At 59.4% G+C, this 18,999-nt stretch carries 21 protein-coding genes; 14 read left to right on the top strand and 7 right to left on the bottom strand.

What is annotated here, in order from left to right; genetic code table 11:
* Positions 1-61: 61 nt before the first annotated feature.
* Both AC22G1_RS05565 and AC22G1_RS05560 read right to left on the bottom strand, forming a co-directional pair.
* Positions 62-718: an anti-sigma factor gene (locus AC22G1_RS05565; RefSeq protein ID WP_487315885.1), complete on the bottom strand. Its 657-nt coding sequence runs from the start codon at positions 716-718 to the stop codon at positions 62-64.
* A complete protein-coding gene (locus AC22G1_RS05560; protein WP_487315884.1) occupies positions 682-1,245 on the bottom strand; it encodes an RNA polymerase sigma factor in 564 nt (187 codons plus the stop codon). The genes AC22G1_RS05565 and AC22G1_RS05560 overlap by 37 nt, the downstream gene beginning before the upstream one ends.
* A 168-nt stretch (positions 1,246-1,413) precedes the next feature.
* Between AC22G1_RS05560 and AC22G1_RS05555 the strand changes: the two genes are divergently transcribed.
* From AC22G1_RS05555 to AC22G1_RS05535, 5 genes are all read left to right on the top strand, one after another.
* Positions 1,414-2,361: a diguanylate cyclase domain-containing protein gene (locus AC22G1_RS05555; RefSeq protein WP_487315883.1), complete on the top strand. Its 948-nt coding sequence runs from the start codon at positions 1,414-1,416 to the stop codon at positions 2,359-2,361.
* 138 nt (positions 2,362-2,499) lie between these two features.
* Entirely contained in the window at positions 2,500-3,957 is a 1,458-nt protein-coding gene (locus AC22G1_RS05550) for a serine hydrolase domain-containing protein (RefSeq protein ID WP_487315882.1), read from the top strand.
* A gap of 113 nt (positions 3,958-4,070) precedes the next feature.
* On the top strand, positions 4,071-4,862 hold the full coding sequence (locus AC22G1_RS05545) for a MipA/OmpV family protein (protein WP_487315881.1): 792 nt from the start codon (positions 4,071-4,073) through the stop codon (positions 4,860-4,862).
* Complete coding sequence (locus tag AC22G1_RS05540) at positions 4,862-5,545, top strand: response regulator transcription factor (RefSeq protein WP_487315880.1); 684 nt, start codon at positions 4,862-4,864, stop codon at positions 5,543-5,545. Before AC22G1_RS05545 ends, AC22G1_RS05540 begins: the two co-directional genes overlap by 1 nt.
* Positions 5,517-6,881: a sensor histidine kinase gene (locus AC22G1_RS05535; protein WP_487315879.1), complete on the top strand. Its 1,365-nt coding sequence runs from the start codon at positions 5,517-5,519 to the stop codon at positions 6,879-6,881. Before AC22G1_RS05540 ends, AC22G1_RS05535 begins: the two co-directional genes overlap by 29 nt.
* A gap of 18 nt (positions 6,882-6,899) precedes the next feature.
* Here the strand turns inward: AC22G1_RS05535 and AC22G1_RS05530 are convergent, their stop codons facing one another.
* Positions 6,900-7,850, bottom strand: coding sequence for an NAD-dependent epimerase/dehydratase family protein (locus AC22G1_RS05530; protein WP_487315878.1), 951 nt, complete (start codon positions 7,848-7,850; stop codon positions 6,900-6,902).
* A gap of 91 nt (positions 7,851-7,941) precedes the next feature.
* Here AC22G1_RS05530 and AC22G1_RS05525 point away from each other — a divergent pair, with 91 nt between their 5' ends.
* Positions 7,942-8,841, top strand: a complete 900-nt coding sequence (locus AC22G1_RS05525) for a LysR family transcriptional regulator (protein ID WP_487315877.1) — start codon at positions 7,942-7,944, stop codon at positions 8,839-8,841.
* Here AC22G1_RS05525 and AC22G1_RS05520 read toward each other — a convergent pair.
* The 4 genes from AC22G1_RS05520 to AC22G1_RS05505 form a co-directional block, all read right to left on the bottom strand.
* Positions 8,829-9,662: an acyl-CoA thioesterase gene (locus AC22G1_RS05520; RefSeq protein ID WP_487315876.1), complete on the bottom strand. Its 834-nt coding sequence runs from the start codon at positions 9,660-9,662 to the stop codon at positions 8,829-8,831. The genes AC22G1_RS05525 and AC22G1_RS05520 overlap by 13 nt on opposite strands.
* Positions 9,663-9,782: 120 nt before the next feature.
* Entirely contained in the window at positions 9,783-11,099 is a 1,317-nt protein-coding gene (locus tag AC22G1_RS05515) for a c-type cytochrome (RefSeq protein WP_487315875.1), read from the bottom strand.
* An 18-nt stretch (positions 11,100-11,117) separates the two neighbouring features.
* The gene (locus AC22G1_RS05510) at positions 11,118-13,361 is read right to left on the bottom strand and encodes a xanthine dehydrogenase family protein molybdopterin-binding subunit (protein WP_487315874.1); all 2,244 of its coding nucleotides are present in this window, start codon (positions 13,359-13,361) and stop codon (positions 11,118-11,120) included.
* On the bottom strand, positions 13,358-13,819 hold the full coding sequence (locus AC22G1_RS05505; protein ID WP_487315873.1) for a (2Fe-2S)-binding protein: 462 nt from the start codon (positions 13,817-13,819) through the stop codon (positions 13,358-13,360). The genes AC22G1_RS05510 and AC22G1_RS05505 overlap by 4 nt, the downstream gene beginning before the upstream one ends.
* Before the next feature lie 815 nt (positions 13,820-14,634).
* Here AC22G1_RS05505 and AC22G1_RS05500 point away from each other — a divergent pair.
* The 8 genes from AC22G1_RS05500 to AC22G1_RS05465 all read left to right on the top strand — a co-directional run bounded on the left by AC22G1_RS05500 (position 14,635) and on the right by AC22G1_RS05465 (position 18,970).
* Positions 14,635-15,108 (top strand): hypothetical protein, encoded by a 474-nt coding sequence (locus AC22G1_RS05500; protein WP_487315872.1) that lies wholly within the window; start codon positions 14,635-14,637, stop codon positions 15,106-15,108.
* The gene (locus AC22G1_RS05495; RefSeq protein WP_487315871.1) at positions 15,105-15,380 is read left to right on the top strand and encodes a hypothetical protein; all 276 of its coding nucleotides are present in this window, start codon (positions 15,105-15,107) and stop codon (positions 15,378-15,380) included. The genes AC22G1_RS05500 and AC22G1_RS05495 overlap by 4 nt, the downstream gene beginning before the upstream one ends.
* Before the next feature lie 45 nt (positions 15,381-15,425).
* Positions 15,426-16,061: an alpha/beta fold hydrolase gene (locus AC22G1_RS05490; protein ID WP_487315870.1), complete on the top strand. Its 636-nt coding sequence runs from the start codon at positions 15,426-15,428 to the stop codon at positions 16,059-16,061.
* Positions 16,062-16,089: 28 nt separating this feature from the next.
* Positions 16,090-16,299 (top strand): hypothetical protein, encoded by a 210-nt coding sequence (locus AC22G1_RS05485; protein ID WP_487315869.1) that lies wholly within the window; start codon positions 16,090-16,092, stop codon positions 16,297-16,299.
* Complete coding sequence (locus tag AC22G1_RS05480; RefSeq protein WP_487315868.1) at positions 16,296-16,874, top strand: GNAT family N-acetyltransferase; 579 nt, start codon at positions 16,296-16,298, stop codon at positions 16,872-16,874. The genes AC22G1_RS05485 and AC22G1_RS05480 overlap by 4 nt, the downstream gene beginning before the upstream one ends.
* A gap of 68 nt (positions 16,875-16,942) precedes the next feature.
* Entirely contained in the window at positions 16,943-17,545 is a 603-nt protein-coding gene (locus AC22G1_RS05475) for a GNAT family N-acetyltransferase (RefSeq protein WP_487315867.1), read from the top strand.
* A gap of 34 nt (positions 17,546-17,579) precedes the next feature.
* Positions 17,580-17,981: a GNAT family N-acetyltransferase gene (locus AC22G1_RS05470; RefSeq protein ID WP_487316692.1), complete on the top strand. Its 402-nt coding sequence runs from the start codon at positions 17,580-17,582 to the stop codon at positions 17,979-17,981.
* Between the two features lie 95 nt (positions 17,982-18,076).
* A complete protein-coding gene (locus tag AC22G1_RS05465) occupies positions 18,077-18,970 on the top strand; it encodes a DUF2167 domain-containing protein (RefSeq protein ID WP_487315866.1) in 894 nt (297 codons plus the stop codon).
* The last annotated feature ends 29 nt before the right edge of the window (positions 18,971-18,999 follow it).

Below are 18,999 nucleotides of genomic sequence, written 5' to 3'. Positions count from 1 at the left end.
ATGAAGGTTCCTGTCTCAAACGCCCCGGTTGCAGCATTGGATGCACTTTTTCACATTTACTTTACAAAACTACCAATTGGCTCAGGTAAAGCACGGGCCCTGTGGGTTGGCCTGTGGGAGAGCCGCCTACCGGCTCAAGACTCACCGCCAGCTGCTTGCCACTGTAGGACGATGGCCAAGCCAGGCTGCGGCTGCCCGCCTGCGGCAATAACCCCAAGGACAAAGGCCCACTGGTACTGCTGACCAGCCACAGCTGGTAGTCCTTGTCAGGGTTGGCCACCTCACCCAGCACTTTTACCTGCAATTGCTGGCCTTGGCGTTTCACGGCCCACAGGGGTTGCGAGTCGCCCCCCTGGATCACCGCCACCTGAGGCGAGATGGGCGCACCGGGTTTGGCCCATTGCCAAGTCAGCAGCACCGCCAACACAATGGCGGCGGCAGCCATCCACCAACTGGGCCGCTGGGCACTGTTGGCAGCGGGGGCGATTTGGCGCTGCAGGCGCTGCCAAACCCGCTCTGGCGGGGAAAGCTCAGGTACCAACTCGTAACAGGGCGCCAGCCTTTTCTCCCAGTACACCAAGGCCTGGCGGGCACCTTTTTCACTCACCAGCAAGGTCTCGAAGCGGTCCCTGGCCCGGCCACGCAACGTGCCCAGGAAGTAGTGCCCCGCCAACAGCTGGATCAGTTCTGGATTTCGGTATCTTTGGTTTGCAGGCATTGTTGTAGTCTCATCAGGCCCCGGCGGATCCAGCTTTTCACTGTGCCCAAGGGCTGGTCCATGCGCTCGGTGATCTCCAGGTGGCTAAAGCCGTGAAAAAACGCCAGCCACAAGCTGCGGCGCTGGCGCTCGGCCAGCTGCCCCAAGCATTCGTTGATATGGGCTTTAAGTTCCTGGTGCTGCCATTGCTCGCTTTGCTCCGGCGCGCCGCTGGCCAGCCAGTCTTGCTCAACCGGCACTTCACCATGGCGCTTCTCGGCGCGCAGCGCATCCAGGCAGCGATACCGGGCAATGGCCATCAGCCAGCTCATCACCGTACCCAGCTCAGGCTGGTAACGTTCCGCCTGGTGCCAGATCTTCAGATAGGTGTCTTGCATCAAGTCTTCGGCGCGGCCCCCCGGCCCCACCATGGACACGCAAAGCCCGTAAACCTTGCCAGAGGTGATGCGGTAAAAGTGGGAAAACGCCGCCTTGTCCTTACGGACTATGCCGGCCATTAACTGCGGCAAACTGGTGTTTTCTTGCATAAGGGTTCCTTGCGATTGGCCTCTAGAGCCTAGTTGCCCTTAACCTGAACAACCAACATATTGATTACAAAAGGATCACCAGGCAGCCTACGGACCAGGCGCGACAATGGTTTACAGCCAGATAACATTTGGGCAAGCATATCGGCAGACAGACCACCGCCTTACGCCATGAGCTCAGAACAACTACAGCAGGAACTGGCAGCGCTACGCCGGGAAAATGCCCGCCTCAAACGCTTAGCCGCCGACACCAAGGAAAAACTCGATGCCGCCATGGACGGCACCGGCCTGTGCCTGTGGCAGCACCATATTCCCAGCGGCAAGCTGGTGATCTTCAACCGCCGCTGGGGCGCCATGCTGGGCTTTGAACCCAAGGAGCTTAACGCCCACTTTGATGTCTGGCGCGACCGTCTGCACCCGGATGACCGCGACCAGGTACTGGCCGCCTTTCAAAGCCACCTCGATGGCGACAGCCCCTTTTACCAGGTTATGCACCGGATGCTGGGTAAAGACGGTAGCGTGACCTGGGTGCTAGACCGGGGCCGGGTGGTAGAGCGGGATGAAAACGGCAAGCCGCTCAGGGTAATGGGTACCCACATCGACATCACCAAGGAAAAGGAATACGAGCTCAAACTCGCCGAGCTCGCCCATCAAGACCCGCTCACCGGCCTTGCCAACCGCAGCGCCCTGGCCAAGGCCTTTGCCAGGCTCAAGGCCGCCGGCCCGCTGTGCCTGGCCTTTATCGACCTTGACGACTTCAAGGCCGTCAACGACAACTTAGGCCACCGCAGCGGCGACGAGCTCTTGATACAACTCACCGAACGGTTACTGGCTTTGCTGCCAGAAGACGTGTGCCTGGGCCGGCTGGGGGGCGATGAGTTTGTGATGCTGTTGCCCCTGGACGCCGCCAACCCCGCCCTGCAAACACTGGCCCAGCGCTGCATCGACGCCCTGGAGCTACCTTTTGAGCTGGATAACGGCCAGGCGCGGGTTGGCATGTCCATCGGTATCGAAAGGGTGACAGCAGATGACAGCTTCAACGAAGTGATGGTCAGAGCCGATCTGGCCATGTATCAGGTCAAAAAGGCCGGCAAACACGGCTTTCAGTGCAACCGCTGAGGCTGGCGATATCCGCCAAAATGCGGCAATAATCACAACTCCAGATTAAGCACCGCAAGAAAACCCAAGTAAAAACAGACCATTAACAGCTGGCACGGGCATTGCTCTGATACCTTCTTTTTGCGAAAAGGACGTTCCATGAGCCTGCCACTTATCGCCCTCGCTTTAACCCTCACAGCCGAGCCGCCTCTTGAGCTGCGTATGGACAACTTCATTGACAGCCTGCGCCAGGACTTTGCCGTGCGCTCAGGCATGGCGGTGGTGATGATCAAGGGCGATAAGGTGATATACCGGGGCAACTTCGGTTATGCCGACATTGCCGCCCAAAAGGCGGTGACAGACGACACCCGCTTTTATATCGCCTCCATCACCAAACCGCTGTTTGCCCTAGCCTGGTTGCAGGCCAAAGGCCCGCAGAGCCTCAAAAGCACCCTGGCCGAGCAGTTCCCGGCCATTCCCTTTGCCCCGGCCATTGAGGCAGATAAGGTCACCGTCAAGGCGCTATTGACCCACAGCGCCGGGCTCAGTGGCGACTTGCTGGAAAACGCCGTGGCCATCACCGGCCTGCACGACCAGCCCCGGCGCCGCCAGATGCTGAGCCTGCTGGCAGTCAACCCGCAGGCCCCCCGTGGCCAGTTCCAATACACCAACCTCGGTTACGACATTTTGGGCGAAGCCCTTAGCCCCGACTGGCAGCAGGTGCTCACCGACCAGGTGCTGCGCCCCCTTGGCATGACCCACACCAGCGCCTCGGTACCGGCAGAGGCGGCCCTGCCCTATTCCTTTTTCAGCGCCCAGCGTTACCAGCCCCTTTATCTGAAAAAGACCCAACAGACCCTGCACCCGGCCGGCGGCGTTTTTGCCACCAGCGGCGATATGGCCAAGCTGTTGGCGGCGGAGCTTAACCAGGGCCGGGTTGATGGCCGCCAGGCCCTGCCGGCCGGTATCATCGCCCTGAGCCAAACCCCGGCGGTCAGCCTTGAGGCCAAAAGAGGCGATTTTGCCCGCACCGCCTACGCCCTCGGCTGGTATGTGGGCAAGTACAAGGGCCATCGCACCTATCACCATTTCGGCAGCTTTGACGGCTTTCGCCCGCACCTGTCTTTTATGCCCGGCGCCGGGCTCGGCCTGGTTATTCTCGATAACGAGAGCGAGCTTAACGACAAGCTCACCGACCTTATCGCCGATTACGGCTACGGCCTGATGCTGGGCGAGGCGCACCTCGATGCCCGCCTTGGCCAACGCCAGCAGGCCCTTAAGGCCATGGTCTTTGGCTACCGGCAAAAGCTGCTGGCAAAGGAAGAGGCTTACCGGCAGCAGCCGTATCAGTTCAGCCAAGACCCCAGGCGCTACACCGGCCGCTACCACCACCCGCTGGCCGGCGATATTGTCTTTACCGGCTCTCTTGCCAAGGGCTTTAACCTCAGCTGGGGGCCGCTGCACTCGGCCGTTACCGCCTATGGCGAGCGCGACAGTATCAGGGTCAAATTGCGCCCCACCCACCCCCAGGTAGTCCGATTTGAGGTAGCTGATGGCAAGGTCAACGCCCTTTTGCTGGGCGGCATGCGCTTTGAAGCTTTAGCGGGTAACGAATGAGCCTTGGTTTCGCCACGCTCAAAGCCGGTATGGCGCAATGCCAAGGCGTAAGTAGGCGGTAAGTCTCGCCAACCCAAGATAGGTGCATCAACGCCAACAAGAGGATTGTCTCAATGCACCGCTCTTACCTATCCGGCACGGCTGCCGGGTTATCGCTGTTGACCCTCGGCTTTATCCAAACGGCCGCTGCTACGCCAAGCACGACGCAAGAGACAGCAGGGTCTCATTGGGGGCTTGGGATAGGCGCCTCGAGCAAACAAAAGGCCTACAAGGACATCGACCGTAAAAACAGGGTGTTGCCACTGGTTAGCTATGAAAACCGCTATATCCAATTGCAAGGCCCAGAACTCGCCATCAAACTGCCTGAACTAGGGACAGAGGGCAACAGCCTGCGCCCTCGCCTACTGGTGCAATATGACTTCACCGGCTTTGACGCTGGCGACGCGCCAATCCTTAATGGCATGGAGGATCGCAAAGGCGGGCTGCTGGCCGGTGTCGGCTTTGACTGGCAAAACCCGCTGGCTACCTTGCGTTTTGAGGCCACCACTGCCGCTGCAGGAGACAACGAAGGCACTACCGTCACCCTTGGCCTTGAGAAAACCTGGCAATTGAATAAAAAATGGAGCCTGACCCCAAGGCTTGCCGGGCGCTGGCTTGATAAAAAATACGTGGCTTACTACTACGGTGTGCGCCTGTCAGAAGTGCGACCAGACCGCCCCTACTACGAGGGTAAAAGCACTTTTAACAGCGAACTGGGCGTCAGGCTTGGCTACCGGTTGACACGCACGAATCTGTTCTTGCTCGACGCACAGTGGCAAAAACTGGGTAGCGGCATTAAAGACAGTCCGCTGACAGATACCAGTACGCAGAGCCGCATTTCTTTGGCCTACATACACTATTTCTGATGAGCCGCATTCTGTTATTGGAAGATCACGAACGTCTGGCCCAGTTGATCTGCAAAGGGCTTCGCCCGGCGGGCATTGCGGTGGATGTTTTCAGTCGCATCGACCATGCGTTGGACGCCATAAACCAGGTGCCCTATCAGGCGCTGGTTATTGACAGGGGGCTGCCCGACGGTGACGGTCTTTCGCTGATAAAGCGCCTGAGAAGCCAGGCCAATGCCTTACCTTGCCTGGTACTCACAGCCAGAAATGCCCTGCATGACCGCGTAGAAGGCCTGGACAGTGGCGCTGACGATTACCTGTCTAAACCTTTTGCCATGGAAGAAATGGTGGCGAGAGTCAAGGCTCTGTTGCGCCGCCCGGCGGCTTCCCAGCCGCTGGTTGCGCACTTTGGTGATTTGGCGCTCTTTCCCGAAACCAGCCTTATACAATGGGGCGAATCAAGCGAGCAGCTGGCGCCTGCCGAGCTACAGATCCTGCTGCTGCTGATGCGAAAGCAAGGAGACGTGGCCAGGCACTCGGCACTGGAGTCAGCCGGTTGGGGGCTGGCTGATGCGGTAACTCCCAATGCGCTGGATGTCGCCATACATCGCCTGCGCCGTAAACTGGCGGCTCTGGGGTGCAGCATTCGCATCGTCAATATAAGGGGCATTGGCTATGCGCTTAGCGATACCGGCAAAATTTAACAGTATCAGCGTTAAGATCCTGCTGGCCTACGTGATAGGGGTGGCCCTGAGTATTGCTCTGATGGCTGGCGCCTTCTTTTTGATACTGATCGCCAACAACAACATTCTGTCTCAAGCCGATGTCAGCGATTACACCCAGAGCCTGGCCAATGCCCTGGTGTTCGATGCCGACGGCATACCCGTTGCAATGCGCCAGGATGAAAATATCCAGCCATGGCTCTTTAACAGCTTGCAACAGGAGGTGGCCTATCGAGTCCTCGACGCCGAAGGCAAAACCGTGCTGGCTTCCAATGCCAGCAACGATTTTTGGCAAGGCAGCGAGCAGGTCCCGTTAAAGGCTGGCACCTTTGCCTTTAGCCACAACGCGCTGACTCTGGACGGCGCCACCGAAATTGCGACTCACCAGCAGAAAACCTGGTACGTACAATGCGCTGTCAGTCGCCGTTTCATGCACTTTTCTCACCGGATCTTCGCCCTGCGATTCATGCAGGACGGTATCGAACTGTTCGCCCTGGTGTTGCTGTTTGTGTTTGGCCTTTGCGCGCAAATCACCCTCTGGCACACCCTCAAGCCACTGCGCAAAGTGTCAGATGCCGCAGCAGCCATCTCCCCGCTCAACCTTCAAGCAAGGCTGCAAACAACCAACGTGCCTTACGAAATTGCCCCGCTGGTCAATAACTTCAACCGGGCCCTGGCGCAGCTTGAGACAGGTTACCGGCGGCAAAAAGAGTTTTTGGCTACGGCCGCCCATGAGCTGAAGACCCCCCTGACCTTGATCCGGGCGCAACTGGAATTGATGGACAGTAGTGAGGAGCAGCGAAACCTGCTTCAGGATACCGAATACATGTCTCGCCAGGTTCAGCAGTTGCTGCTGTTGGCCGAAGCCAGCGAGGCCCTTAACTACCAGCGCCAAGACATCAAACCAGCCGACGTGGCCGCCAGTGCTATCGACTATTTGCAGCGGATGGCGCAGTCGGCAGATGTCTCTTTGACCCTAACCTGCACCGATGACGACATCCTTTGGCATGCCGACAAAGGCGCGCTGTTCACCCTGCTCAAAAACTTGCTGGAAAATGCCATCGAGCATGCCCCGCCCCACTCCCAGGTGCAGGTTGCACTTTTACCAAACGAACTTAGCGTGCGTGATTGGGGCACAGGGGTAGATGAAAGCCAATTGCCGCACCTTTTCGAACGCTTCTGGCGAGGCGCTCATCGCCGTGACCGTGGCGCTGGCCTTGGCCTTGCCATTTGCCAGGAGATAGCCCTCGCCCACGATTGGCACCTGGCGGCATCCCGCCAAGAGCCGGGGCTGCTAATAACGCTAACCGTCGCCTAAGCAGTTAGAGAAGGCCCCTCACAAGCAGCCCAAGCCCCGCAGGCTCTCTTCAACCGCCTGGTGCAGCGGCGTGTGCGGTTCAGTGCCCAACAGCGCGTGCAGCTGGCTGTTATCCAGGCGCACCGGTTGCTGCCACAGGTAACGCATTTCCTTGAGTTCGCGCAGCGTTTCGTTAAAGAGCCCCAGCGCCGGTACCCATGCCCAGGGAAAACCCACCATCCTCGGCGTTTTACCGGTATGACGGCGCGCCACATCGGCAATGGCATTGGCCATCTGCTTGCCATCGCTATCCCAATGCCCTTCAAAATGCAGGTTGGAAAAAGCAGGCAGTTGCTGGCGCTTTACAAGTACCTCAACCATGGCTTTAGCCAGATCAGGCAGATAGGCCCATTGATGGCCGCAGCGGCCGGGGTTGACCACCCGGGTCACCTTTTTGCCGGGGCGCACCCATTGGGCAAACCAGTTGTTCCCCGCTCGCGGGCCGAAAAAGTCTCCAGCACGCACCACAATGGCCTGCCCGCCTTCATCGGCAAAGGCCCGGAGCATCTGTTCCATTGCCACCCGGATAGCTCCTTTGCGGGTAAGAGGCTGCTGGGGCGCCGCTTCATCAATCAAAGGGAAGCTGTCTGGCCCGTAGTTATAAAGTGTGCCGGGTAGTAACACCGTCGCCTTCTGAGCCTTGGCCGCCGCCAGGGTGTGCTCAAGCATTGGCAGGGCTAGGCCCGCCCAGTTTTTATAGCCCGGCGGATTTACGGTATGCACTATCACCTCGCAGCCCTTGGCTGCCTTGGCAACTGCGCTGGCATCCATGGCATCGCCCAGTAACCAATGCACGGCAGGGTGCTCGCCAACCACTTGCCGCCGGGCCAAAGCGCTGACCTGCCAGTTGGTATCAGCCAAGTGACGCGCCACTTCACCGCCAATACCGCCAGTCGCGCCCAGCACCAACACCTTGCCATTGCTCATCATCTTTCCCTCATCAATACGTTAAGCACTAGGCTAACGCCCGGACCAAACAAACAAAATTGACGAAAATAGATGGGCAGCCATACATTAATGCATGGATGAAAATATCAGCTGGGAACGGTATCGCTCCTTTTTAGCGGTGATGCAGCATGGGTCACTTTCAGCCGCGGCCCGTGCATTGGGTAGCACCCAGCCTACCCTCGGCCGCCATGTGGCCGCCCTTGAAAAACAGTTGGGTCTGGTGCTGTTCACCCGTACCCAGGGCGGCTTGGTGGCCAGCAAAGAAGCGGCCGCTTTACTGCCTTACGCCAAGCAAATGGCCAGCACAGCGGCCGCCCTTAATCGCCTGGCAAGCAGTCAAGGTAAGGTGGTGCAGGGAGTGGTGCGTGTTACCGCCAGTGACATTATCGGGGTGGAATGGCTGCCGCCGGTGTTAAGCCGACTTAATGCGCAGCACCCCCGCCTACAGATTGAATTGGACCTTTCCGATCATCCCCAGGATCTGCTGCACAGGGAGGCGGACATTGCCGTGCGCATGTTTCGCCCCACCCAGACACAATTGATCGCCCGCAAGGTCGGCAACATTCCGCTTGGCCTTTACGCCAGCCCCCACTATGTAGCCAGGCGCGGCAAGCCATCACGAATACAGGACTTGGCGCAGCACGCTCTGGTGGGATACGACCAAACGACCCGTTTTATCCGCCAAGCGGGTAAAAAACTGGCCGTCACCAGCTATGACCGCGCACGTTTTGCCCTTGCCTGCGACTCCAACGTGGCACAAATGGCGATGATCAAAGCCGGCCTCGGCATTGGCTTTTGCCAAGCCCCCCTCGCCGAGCGATACCATTTGGAGCCGGTACTGGCAGAGCAAATGGGCCTTGCACTGGACATCTGGGTGGTGATGCACGAGGACCTCAAATCCAGCAAAGGCTGCCGCGCCGTGTTTGACGCCCTGGCAGCGGGGCTTGCCGAACCTGCCGATTATTCCTTGTAGTACACCACCTGGTTGGTGGTAACCAGCAGCTCGCCATCGCTGCTCCAAAGCTCGGCGCTCTGGTCGAAATAACCATTGTAAAAACGGTGGGCACGGGCTTCACCCAGCAGGTATTGCTCGCCCTGGCGGGCAAGGGTGTTGGCGTCGGCGTGAAAGATAATATTCATGGACACGGTACCAATGAGGGCCGGGCCCTGGCGGCGTACGAAAAGCCGTGGAAAGAAAATGTCGCTCAGGGCGGCCAGGGCCGGGAAATCCAGCGGCCGTGGCGGGTTGTCCCTGGCCCAGAGCAGGGTGTCGGAGCAATGGGGTAGCCGCGCTTCAGCCTGGGGCATAGGCGCAATACCGCCGCGCACCAGGCGCAGATCGTAATTGGCAAAAAAGCCGGGCAGCCCCGGCACCTTGGGCATGGCCGGCACCGATTCACAGCGCGGCGCGCCGGGGTAAGGCATTTCTGGCGCTGACCAGGTTTCGCGGCGCGTGGCAAAAACGGCGGTGGCGGTCAGGGCCACCTGGCCCTGCTGGCTAAGCTCCACGTACCAATGCTGGGTTGAGCGGTTGGTGCGCACCGCTTTGGCATCCACCGTAAAGTCGCCGTCGGCCACCGGGGCCAGGAAGTTTACCGTCAGCGCTACCGGCTCGCCCTGGCACTGGGGGTGCTGGAGCACCGCCTTTAGCATCACGCCAGCCAGCACGCCGCCAAAGGGGCCGACCATGTTGGCATAAGGCGCGGTGGTTTGGCCCTGGTAATGGCCGTTACTGCCGGTAAGGCGGATGGCGTTATCAAAAGGGTGGCTGAGGGGGCTTGCGGAACTGTCCATGATGGCCTCGGTGATGATCTAAAACTACCGTATTGATAGTCACTCATCCGATGAGTCAAGTCAAACCAGATAGCGGACACAAAAAAGGGGCCATCAAGGCCCCTTTTCATCGCTAGTGGTTTAAGGCTGCTGACGGGCTTTTTTCACCTGCTCGGCCGTAACCTTGCCTTGCTGGTCACCAAAATGGGACAGCACGTAGTTGGAGATGGCGGCGATGTCCTTGTCGGAGTAAATCGCGCCAAAGCCCGGCATGAACTGGGTCGCGCCGCCAACCTTGAGCTGAGTACCGTTGAGGATCACCTGCACCAAGGCGTTGCCTTCGGGGTCGTTCACCGCATGGCTGCCTTTAAGGGAAGCGTACTCGGTCTGGCGCCCGGCACCGTCCCACTGGTGGCAACCGGCGCAGTCTCCTTCAAACAACAGCTTGCCACGGTTGTCGGCGGCCATGGCGGCGTTGGCCGGCAGCACGGCGGTGGCGCCTTTGAGAGTGGCAGGGTCCAGGTTTACCTCGCCGCTGCCTTCACTGGTGCGCGGTGACACGCTGCGAAGGTAGGTGACCAGGGCATGGATGTCGCTCTGGGTCAGGTACTGGAGGCTGTGCTCTACCACTTCGGCCATAGGGCCAGCGGCGGAGCTGCGGCCTGGGGCATGGCCACGGGACAGATAACCGGTCAGCTGAGCATCGGTCCAATCGCCAAGGCCGTAAGCGTCGTCCGAGGTGGTGTTGTACGCCTTCCAGCCTTCAATTTCGGCGCCAGCCAGGTAGTCATGAGACTGGGTGGCAAAGCCGATATTGCGCGGGGTGTGGCACTCGCCGCAGTGGCCAAGGGCGCCAGCCAGATAGGCGCCTCGGTTCCACTCCTCACCTTTGGCCATGTCGGGCTGATAGCGTTTGGCATCGAGGAACACCGCGTTCCAAAACGCCATGCCCCAGCGCTGATTGAAGGGGAACGACAGGGTATTGGCCGGGGTGGCTTGCTTAACCGGCTCCAGGGTCATCAGGTACTTTTTGATGTCCAGCACGTCCTGGCGGCTCATTTGCACATAGGAGGTGTAGGGCATGGCCGGGTACAGACGGCCGTGAGAGCCGATACCTTCGCGCACGGCAGCCACAAAGGCGTCGTCGCTCCAGTTACCGATACCGGTTTCCTTGTCCGGGGTCAGGTTGGTGGCGTAGATGGTGCCAAAGGGCAGCGCAAAAGCGCGGCCACCGGCGTAAGGCTTACCGCCGTCACGGGCGGTGTGGCAGGCCACGCAATCGGCGGCCTTGGCCAGATACTCGCCGTGGCTCATGGCGCCGTTCAAATCCGCCGGCACGCCGGCAACCGGCGGCACAGGGTCGGCGCCACGCGGGGCAAAGTGGCCGTAAGCCAGCAGGCCGCCAGCCACGACCACCACAACCAATACCGCGCTACCCAGCAGTTTTTTCCATTTCATCGTCAGCTCCTGGGCCTGTTAAACGTCAACTTCGTTGCCAAGGGGCAATTTGCGTGGGTATTTGCCGGTCAAGGACGCCAGGGCGTTGATCACCGCTGGCACCAAAGGCGGCACCCCGGGCTCACCGATACCGGTGGGGTGCTCGGTAGAGGGCACGGCGTACACTTCCACCGCTGGCATGGCGTTGATGCGCAGCACCGGGTAGGTGTTGAAGTTGCCCTGCACGATGCGGCCTTTGTCCAGGGTGATCTCCTGGCGCAGGAACGACAAACCAAAACCAATGCCCCCTTCAACCTGGCTTTCGAGGATGGCGGGGTTAATAACCTGGCCGCAGTCCACGGCGCAGTACACCTTGTCGACGCTGTAGGAGCCGTCGGCTTTGAGGGTCACTTCCGCTACCTGGGCCACGATGGTGTTGAACGACTCGCGAATGGCAATGCCGCGGCCACGGCGGTCACCGTTAATGCCGCTCGCCAGCGGTTTGTCCCACCCGGATTTTTGCGCCACCAAGTCCAGTACCGCCAGCATCTTGGGGTGCTCCTTGAGCAGGGCACGGCGGAACTGATAAGGGTCTTTACCGGCCTTGCGGGCCGCCTCGTCAATCAAGGTTTCCCCCACCACCCCGGTGTGGGTATGGCCCACCGAGCGCATCCATTGCACCGGCAGTTTGGTGCCGGGAATGTGCTGTTCCACCAGCAGGTTGGGCACGGCATAGGGCAGATCGTTGGCCCCTTCCACCAGGTTGTCGTCCACCTTGGTAGTGGGCAGGCCAAAGAAGCTGTCCCCCACCACACGCCAGCGCCAGCTCACCAGGTTGCCGTCTTTGTCCAGCACCAGGCGGGTGTCGTGTACTGTCATCGGCCGGTATTGCAGGGCGCGCATGTCGTCTTCGCGCATCCACACCAGCTTGATGGGGGCCATGATGTTCTGTTGCTGGGCCACCTTGACGATACGGGCCCCTTCAATCACGTAGTCGCAGCGCGGGTTGGCGCGGCGGCCAAAGCTGCCACCGGCATAGAGCTGGGTGATGTTGACCTTGTCCAGCGCCAGCCCAAGCTCTTTGGCCACAGCGGCGCGGTCGGCGGTGTGCCACTGCTCGCCGTTCCACACATGGCAGCTGTCGCCGTCCTTGTGGATAAGCACGTTCATGGGTTCCATGGGGGCGTGGGCAAGATAAGGCAGCTCGAATACCGCCGCGATTTCCTGGCCGCCGGCCGGCACCGCATCGGGCTGGGTGCCGCGCTCCACCACTTTGGTGCCGGTGGTAGCGCCCAGTTTTTTAAACTCGCTGAACAGGGCCTCGGAGCTGACCGGCGCCTTGGTATCTTCCACCCAGGTGATCTCCAGGGCGTCACGGCCCTGCTTGGCTATCCAGGTGTTTTTGGCCAGTACCGCCACGCCGCCCTGGATGATGTCGTCACCGGGAATTTCCAGCACCGCTTCAACGCCGGCAATGGCCTTGGCCTTGCTGGCATCGACTTTCCCCACCTTGGCAAAGAGTGTCGGGGGGTGGGCGATGACCGCCACCAGCATGCCGGGGACTTTGATGTCTTGGGTGTAGATGGCGCTGCCGTTGACCTTGGCCGGGATATCTACCCGCGCCATGCTGCCGCGTTTGCCGATTTTGGTAAAAGCGGCGCTGTCTTTGAGTTTGACGCTGGCTTCATCGGGCAGCGGCAAGGTGCTAGCCAGGGCCACAAAGTCGCCATAACCGGCGCTTTTGCCAGAGCCGGCGTGGCTTATCACCCCGTCCTTAACGGTGAGGCTGGCGACATCCACCTTCCAGGTTTTGGCGGCGGCTTGCAGCAGCATCAGCCGGGCCGAGGCGGCCGCTTTACGCATGGTGTCCCAGGCGCCGCGCATGGCGGTGCTGCCGCCGGTGCCTTGCACAACAAAGCCGATGGCGGCCAGTACCGGGTTGGCGTATTCCTTCACGTTGGCCGGCGCCGCTTCCACTTTCAGTTGGTCAGGGCGGATATCCAGCTCTTCGGCGGCCATGGTGGCAATACCGGTGAAGGTGCCCTGGCCCATTTCCAGGTAGCTGGAGATAACCGTTACCAGGCCGTCTTTACCGACCCGGATAAAGGCGTTGGGCACAAAGCCCAAGGGGCTGTCTGATTCGGCGGCCAGTGCCACCGGGCCTTTGAAACTGACCGCCAGGGTCAGGGCGCCGAGCCCTGCCAGGAACTGGCGGCGAGAGACGCTAAAACGGGCTGCGCCCTCGGCTGGGGTTTCCATCAGGTTATCTTTTTTGATGATCATGATTTCAGGGCCTCTGCTGCTTTATGGATGGCGGCACGAATGCGCGGATACGCGGCGCAGCGGCAAATGTTGCCGCTCATGGCAGCATCGATGTCGGCGTCTGAAGGGTCGGCTTTGTGACTGAGCAGCGCCACCGCAGACATGATCTGCCCGGACTGGCAGTAACCGCACTGCGGCACCTGCTCTTCTACCCAGGCGGTCTGAATGATTTGGCCAATCTTGTCTTTTTCGGCCGCCTCGATGGTCACCACGTTCTTGCCGGCCACGGCGCTCACCGGGGTCACGCAGGAGCGTAGCGGCAAGCCGTCCACGTGCACGGTGCAGGCACCACAAAGGGCCATGCCGCAACCGAACTTGGTACCGGTCAGGCCAACTTCGTCGCGCAAAAACCACAGCAGCGGCATTTGCGGGTCGCCATCAAAGGCTGCAGGTTGACCGTTGATTGTAAAATTCATCATCTCGCTGACCACCTTGTATTTTTGGAATTAAAACGGAGTTAGCTGTTTGGCATCCAGCTTATTACCGGCCACCGTTGCAGTGACCCTGACTGGTTACAGGTATAAGCCAGAGCGCGGCGTTAATCATCCGTGCCTCGGCTGTAAAAAGAACAGATCCTGAACGGATACCACATTTACGAGGCCAACCGCCTTTGCCAGCGCCGGGCAAAGCCGCCAGCAAGGCCATTACGACCCCTGATAATAATATGAAAACCAACTGGTTATCTTGCCGACAACAGACAATGCCGTTATGAGGGAAATTCATCAATCAGTGCACTTAAGGCTTATTACCTTAGCGCAAAAAAATAACCTCATTGTTACTGTCACGGTAACGCCGTGATACCGAATGCAATTAACGATAACTATTTTCATTTGTGGCGATATTTAAAAATAGCCGCCAGCCAATGCAATAAAAAGCCGCGCAGGCCATGGCCCTGCCCTATTTTCCACTTACCGGCCAAATGCAGCCCAGCTATTTGAAAATACAGATTTTCAAGGCATTATCGGCGGGCATCTTCAAAGGAACCGGTAAATGGAACTTACCCGCCCCGCCTCGTTTACAAACCGTGTTATCCCACTGTCGGCTCTGTTGGGCTCAGGCCTTAGTGCCTTATTTACCCTGGCAAACCTCGCTGGCCTTTACTGGGCAAAGGATGAAAAAGACGCCCTATTCACCCTAGCCCTGAGCCTTGGCTGCGCATTCTGTAGCTACGGTTTTTGGTGGGTCCACCGCTACAGCCACCCCAAAAAACGCCCCATCCATGCAGGTTAACCCGATGAACAATAAAAAATGGCTCCCTCTGCTTTTGTGCCTATTAGCCACCGGCTGCGCCCAACAAAGTACGCCCAAAGCCGACCCTCAAAACCGGCCGCTGGGGCTAACCCCATACCAGACCATCTGGCGAGCGGCCGAAGTGGCGCCAAAGGGCTTTCCCGGCCGCTTCGAGCTCACCGTCAAGGCCGTGGGCATGGTCCATGGCTATTTGTATTTGAACTCCGAGCTGGATTACCGCGACCAGCGCAGCATCAGTATCGAGATCCCGCCCAAGGTGGCCAAGCAGTTGCTGGATAACGGCAAGCTGAGCCCAGAGCCGCTTTTTATCGGTAAAACCCTGCTGGTGGACGGCTTTGCCAGCCGGGTGCGCATCGACATTAACGCCGACAAACCCAGCGCCAAGCAGCTCTATTACTACCAGACCCATGTCTTGGTGAAAGACCGGCGCCAAATACAGGTGCTGGCCAGCCAATGAAACCGGGGCTGGGGAAGTGGCTGGCGCTTCTTGGTTACCTTGTGGGCAGCGCCGCCCTTTATTTCACCTTTATCTATCAGCTCGGCTTTCCTGACGGTTTTATCTCCGAACTTGGCCGGCGCCAACGAGCCTGGGCCTGGGGCGTTATTGCTGCTGGCCTGATGGTGATGCTGGCACCCTGGCTAAGGGGCCGGCAAAGCGGCCACTGGCAAGGCCTGCTGGCCCTTGCCGTGGCGGCAGCCCTGTTGTACTTGCTGCTGCCCATGACCTGAGGAAAGTTGCTATCATGGCCAGCTGCGTAGCAACCGAGGTTATCCATGAAACGCGAAACGGTGATCCTGCTTCACGGCCTGGCCCGCACCCACAAGTCCATGTGGAAGCTGGCAAGAGCCCTGGATAAGGCCGGCTTTCATGTCATCAACCAAGGTTATGATTCCAGGCGAAACGATATTGCCTCCCTGGCCCAGCAGGTGCTGCCAGAGGCCCTGGGCCAGGTTAAGCCCGGCCACCGCATCCACTTTGTTACCCACTCCCTTGGCGGCATCTTGCTGCGCCAGTATCTCAAGTACCACCACATCCCCCTGCTAGGCAGGGTCGTGATGCTGGGCCCGCCCAACCAGGGCTCCCAGGTGGTGGACAAGCTCAAAAAGCTGCCGGGCTATTTTGCCCTTAACGGCCCGGCCGGGATGGAGCTTGGCACCGACGGTATCGTCACCCGCCTGGGGCGGGCCAACTTCGAGCTGGGGGTTATTGCCGGCTCGCGCAGCATCAACCCGTTTTTGTCGATGCTGCTACCCGGCGCCAACGACGGCAAGGTCACGGTGGCCAGCACCCGCCTTAAAGGCATGAAGGCGCATCTGACCTTACCCGTTACCCACCCGATGATGATGCAAAACCCCCAGGTGATAGCGCAGGTGCTGCACTTTCTCCTGTTCGGCAGATTTGATAAATAAAAGACGGACGACAACAAGGATAAATGCCATGCAAAAACCGCCGTTATCGCTGTGGGTGCTGGATCTGTTAGGGTCGATGCTGTTGGCCCTGGGTATTGCCGACCATTTTGGCGACAAATCCTTCGTACCGGCGGCGCTGCAATTTCCGGGCTATGGCATCGTGCTGATGGTGCTGGGGGCGGCCTTAGTGCTGCCTTATATCGTCTGGCTTATCCGCCGCCAGCGCGCCGCCAAATGAGCCGTTCCATCTATGAGGGCTTTGCCACCCTGCGCGGGCAAAGGGTCAGTATCAGCCCCTTGAGCAAGGCCGACCTTATCGCCTTTACCCTTTATCGGGCCGAACCGGCCATTGCCCGTTACCAGGGCTGGCAGGATTATCAGCTGAGCGATGCCGAGGCCCTTTTTGCCAGCCAGTGCGCCCTGCCCTTTCCCCACCCTGACAGCTGGTACCAACTGGCCATCCATGATGCCAGCGGCGAGCTGCTGGGCGACCTGGCGCTCCACTGGCTCACGGCGCAAGAAGCGGAAGTGGGCTTTACCCTGGCCCCGGCCAGCCAAGGCCAGGGTTATGCCAGCGAGGCCCTTAAGCTGCTGCTGGCCTGGCTTTTTGGCCAAGGCTGCCTGAGCGTCAAGGCGGCGGTGGATACCCGCAACGCCCCCTCTTACCGGCTGCTGGAGCGCTGCGGCTTTACCCGCACCAGCTGTCATAAGGACGCCGCCTTTTTCAAAGGCGAGTGGTACAGCGAGTATCACTACCGGCTTGAGCGCCGCCACTGGCAAGGCGCGGGCGATAAAACTTCACATAAAACTTAACAATTTACTTGTAAGCAGTCTTTTTACTGCGTTTAAAATAGCGCCTTCTTATTCCACGGAAGGCTGCCATGTCCTTTACCGCCCCCGTCGTCCTTAGCGGGCAGAAAGTCCAACTTGAACCTCTTGCCAGCGAGCACCTTGACGGGCTGCAACAAGCGGCACAAGACGGTGAAGTCTGGCGCCTTTGGTACACCAAGGTGCCGCACCCCGCTGAAATGGGCGCTGAAATCGCCCGCCGCCTTGCCCTGCACCAGGCCGGTACCATGCTGCCCTTTGCCCTGCGCCGCCAAGACAACGGCGAGCTTTGCGGCATGACCACCCTGATGAATATCGACGCCCACAACCACAGGGTAGAGATAGGCTCAACCTGGCTTGCAGCCAGCGCCCAAAGCACCGGCATCAACAGTGAAGCCAAGCTACTGCTGCTCGGCCACGCCTTTGACACCCTGGGCTGCATTGCCGTGGAATTTCGTACCCATTTTATGAACCACAAATCCCGGGCCGCCATCAGCCGCCTGGGGGCCAAGCAGGACGGCATACTGCGCAACCATCAGTTGATGCCAGATGGCAGCTACCGAGACACCGTGGTGTTCTCCATTATCCAAAGCGAATGGCCGGCGGTGCGCCGTAACCTCCATCACCTGCTGGGACGCCGCCTTGAAGATAGTTAAAACGGACCCGCTGAGCCCCATTGCTACCGAACTGATGGCCGAGCTCAGCGAAGTGCTGGCCACCATTACCGGCAGCAGCGGCACCAATTCCTTTGATGTCACCGACATCAAGCACCCCGACGCCCTCTTTGCCCTGGCCTTTGATGACGCAGGGCGCCCCATCGGCTGCGGCGCCCTTCGCCCCTTAGAGCACGGCATCGGTGAGCTTAAACGCATGTATGCCCGCAGCGGCACCCAAGGGGTGGGCAGCGCGCTGCTGGCCTTTTTGGAAGAGCGAGCCAAGGAGCTTGGTTATCGCCAGCTGTGGCTCGAGACCCGCAAGGTCAACCAGCGGGCGGTGAATTTCTACCAAAGCCGGGGCTATCAGGTTATCGACAACTACGGCCGCTACCAGGGCCGAGACGACGCCATCTGTTTTGCCAAAGTGCTGGGCTGAAAAAGCGACATAAAGGATTTTCGGGGCCCTGGCCCCATCTTGGGTGAAGGCTGTTCTTTACCCCCTTGCCTGCAAATAACAAAGGACTGAAAACAATGAAAAAGTGGCTTCTTGCCCTGAGTGCTCTGCTGATGAGCCTTAACGCCCTGGCGGTAGACACCGCCAGCATGACCGACGAGCAGTATGACCAGTGGGCCCAAGGCGTCTGGAACAAACTGGACCGCCAAACCGGCACCATTACCCTGCCAAACGGCGTGGCCACCCTTGAGGTGCCCGACAACTTCTATTACCTCTCCCCCAAAGATGCCGAAACAGTGCTGGTGGATGTGTGGGGTAACCCGCCGTCTCAAACCCTGGGCCAGGGCATGTTGTTCCCGGCCGGCACCACGCCCTTTGACGACGACAGTTGGGGCGTCACCATCGACTACGAGCAAGACGGTTATGTCTCCGACAGCGACGCGGCCGATATCGACTACGACGATCTGCTTGGCAGCATGAAAAAAGACGTGGCCGATGAAAGCGCCCAACGCGAGAAAAACGGCTACGGCGCCGTTGCCCTGGTGGGCTGGGCCGAGAAGCCCTACTACGATGCGGTGAGCCACAAGCTTTACTGGGCCAAGGAAATGAACTTTGACCACAGCGACACCAACACCCTGAACTTCAATATTCGGGTGCTGGGCCGCAAAGGGGTACTGGTGCTCAACTTTATCGCCGGCATGGACCAAAAAGCGGAGATCGACCGTAACCTCGACACCGTACTGGCCATGGCCAACTTTGACGAAGGCGCCCGCTACCAGGACTTCAACCCCGAGCTCGATAAAGTGGCAGCCTACGGTATCGGCGGCCTGATCGCCGGCACCGTACTGACCAAAACCGGCTTTTTCGCCGCCGCCCTGCTGCTGCTGAAAAAGTTCGGCGTGTTCCTGCTGGCAGGTCTTGCTTGGCTGGGCAAGAAGATGTTCGGCAAGAAAAACGCTACCAGCGAATAACGCCCAAGCCCGCTGCCGCGGGCTTTTTT

The sequence above is a fragment of the Gallaecimonas zhanjiangensis genome (genome assembly GCF_057624825.1).
The sequence above is the reverse complement of the archived record's forward strand: the minus strand, read 5'-3'. Positions and strand labels throughout refer to the sequence as shown.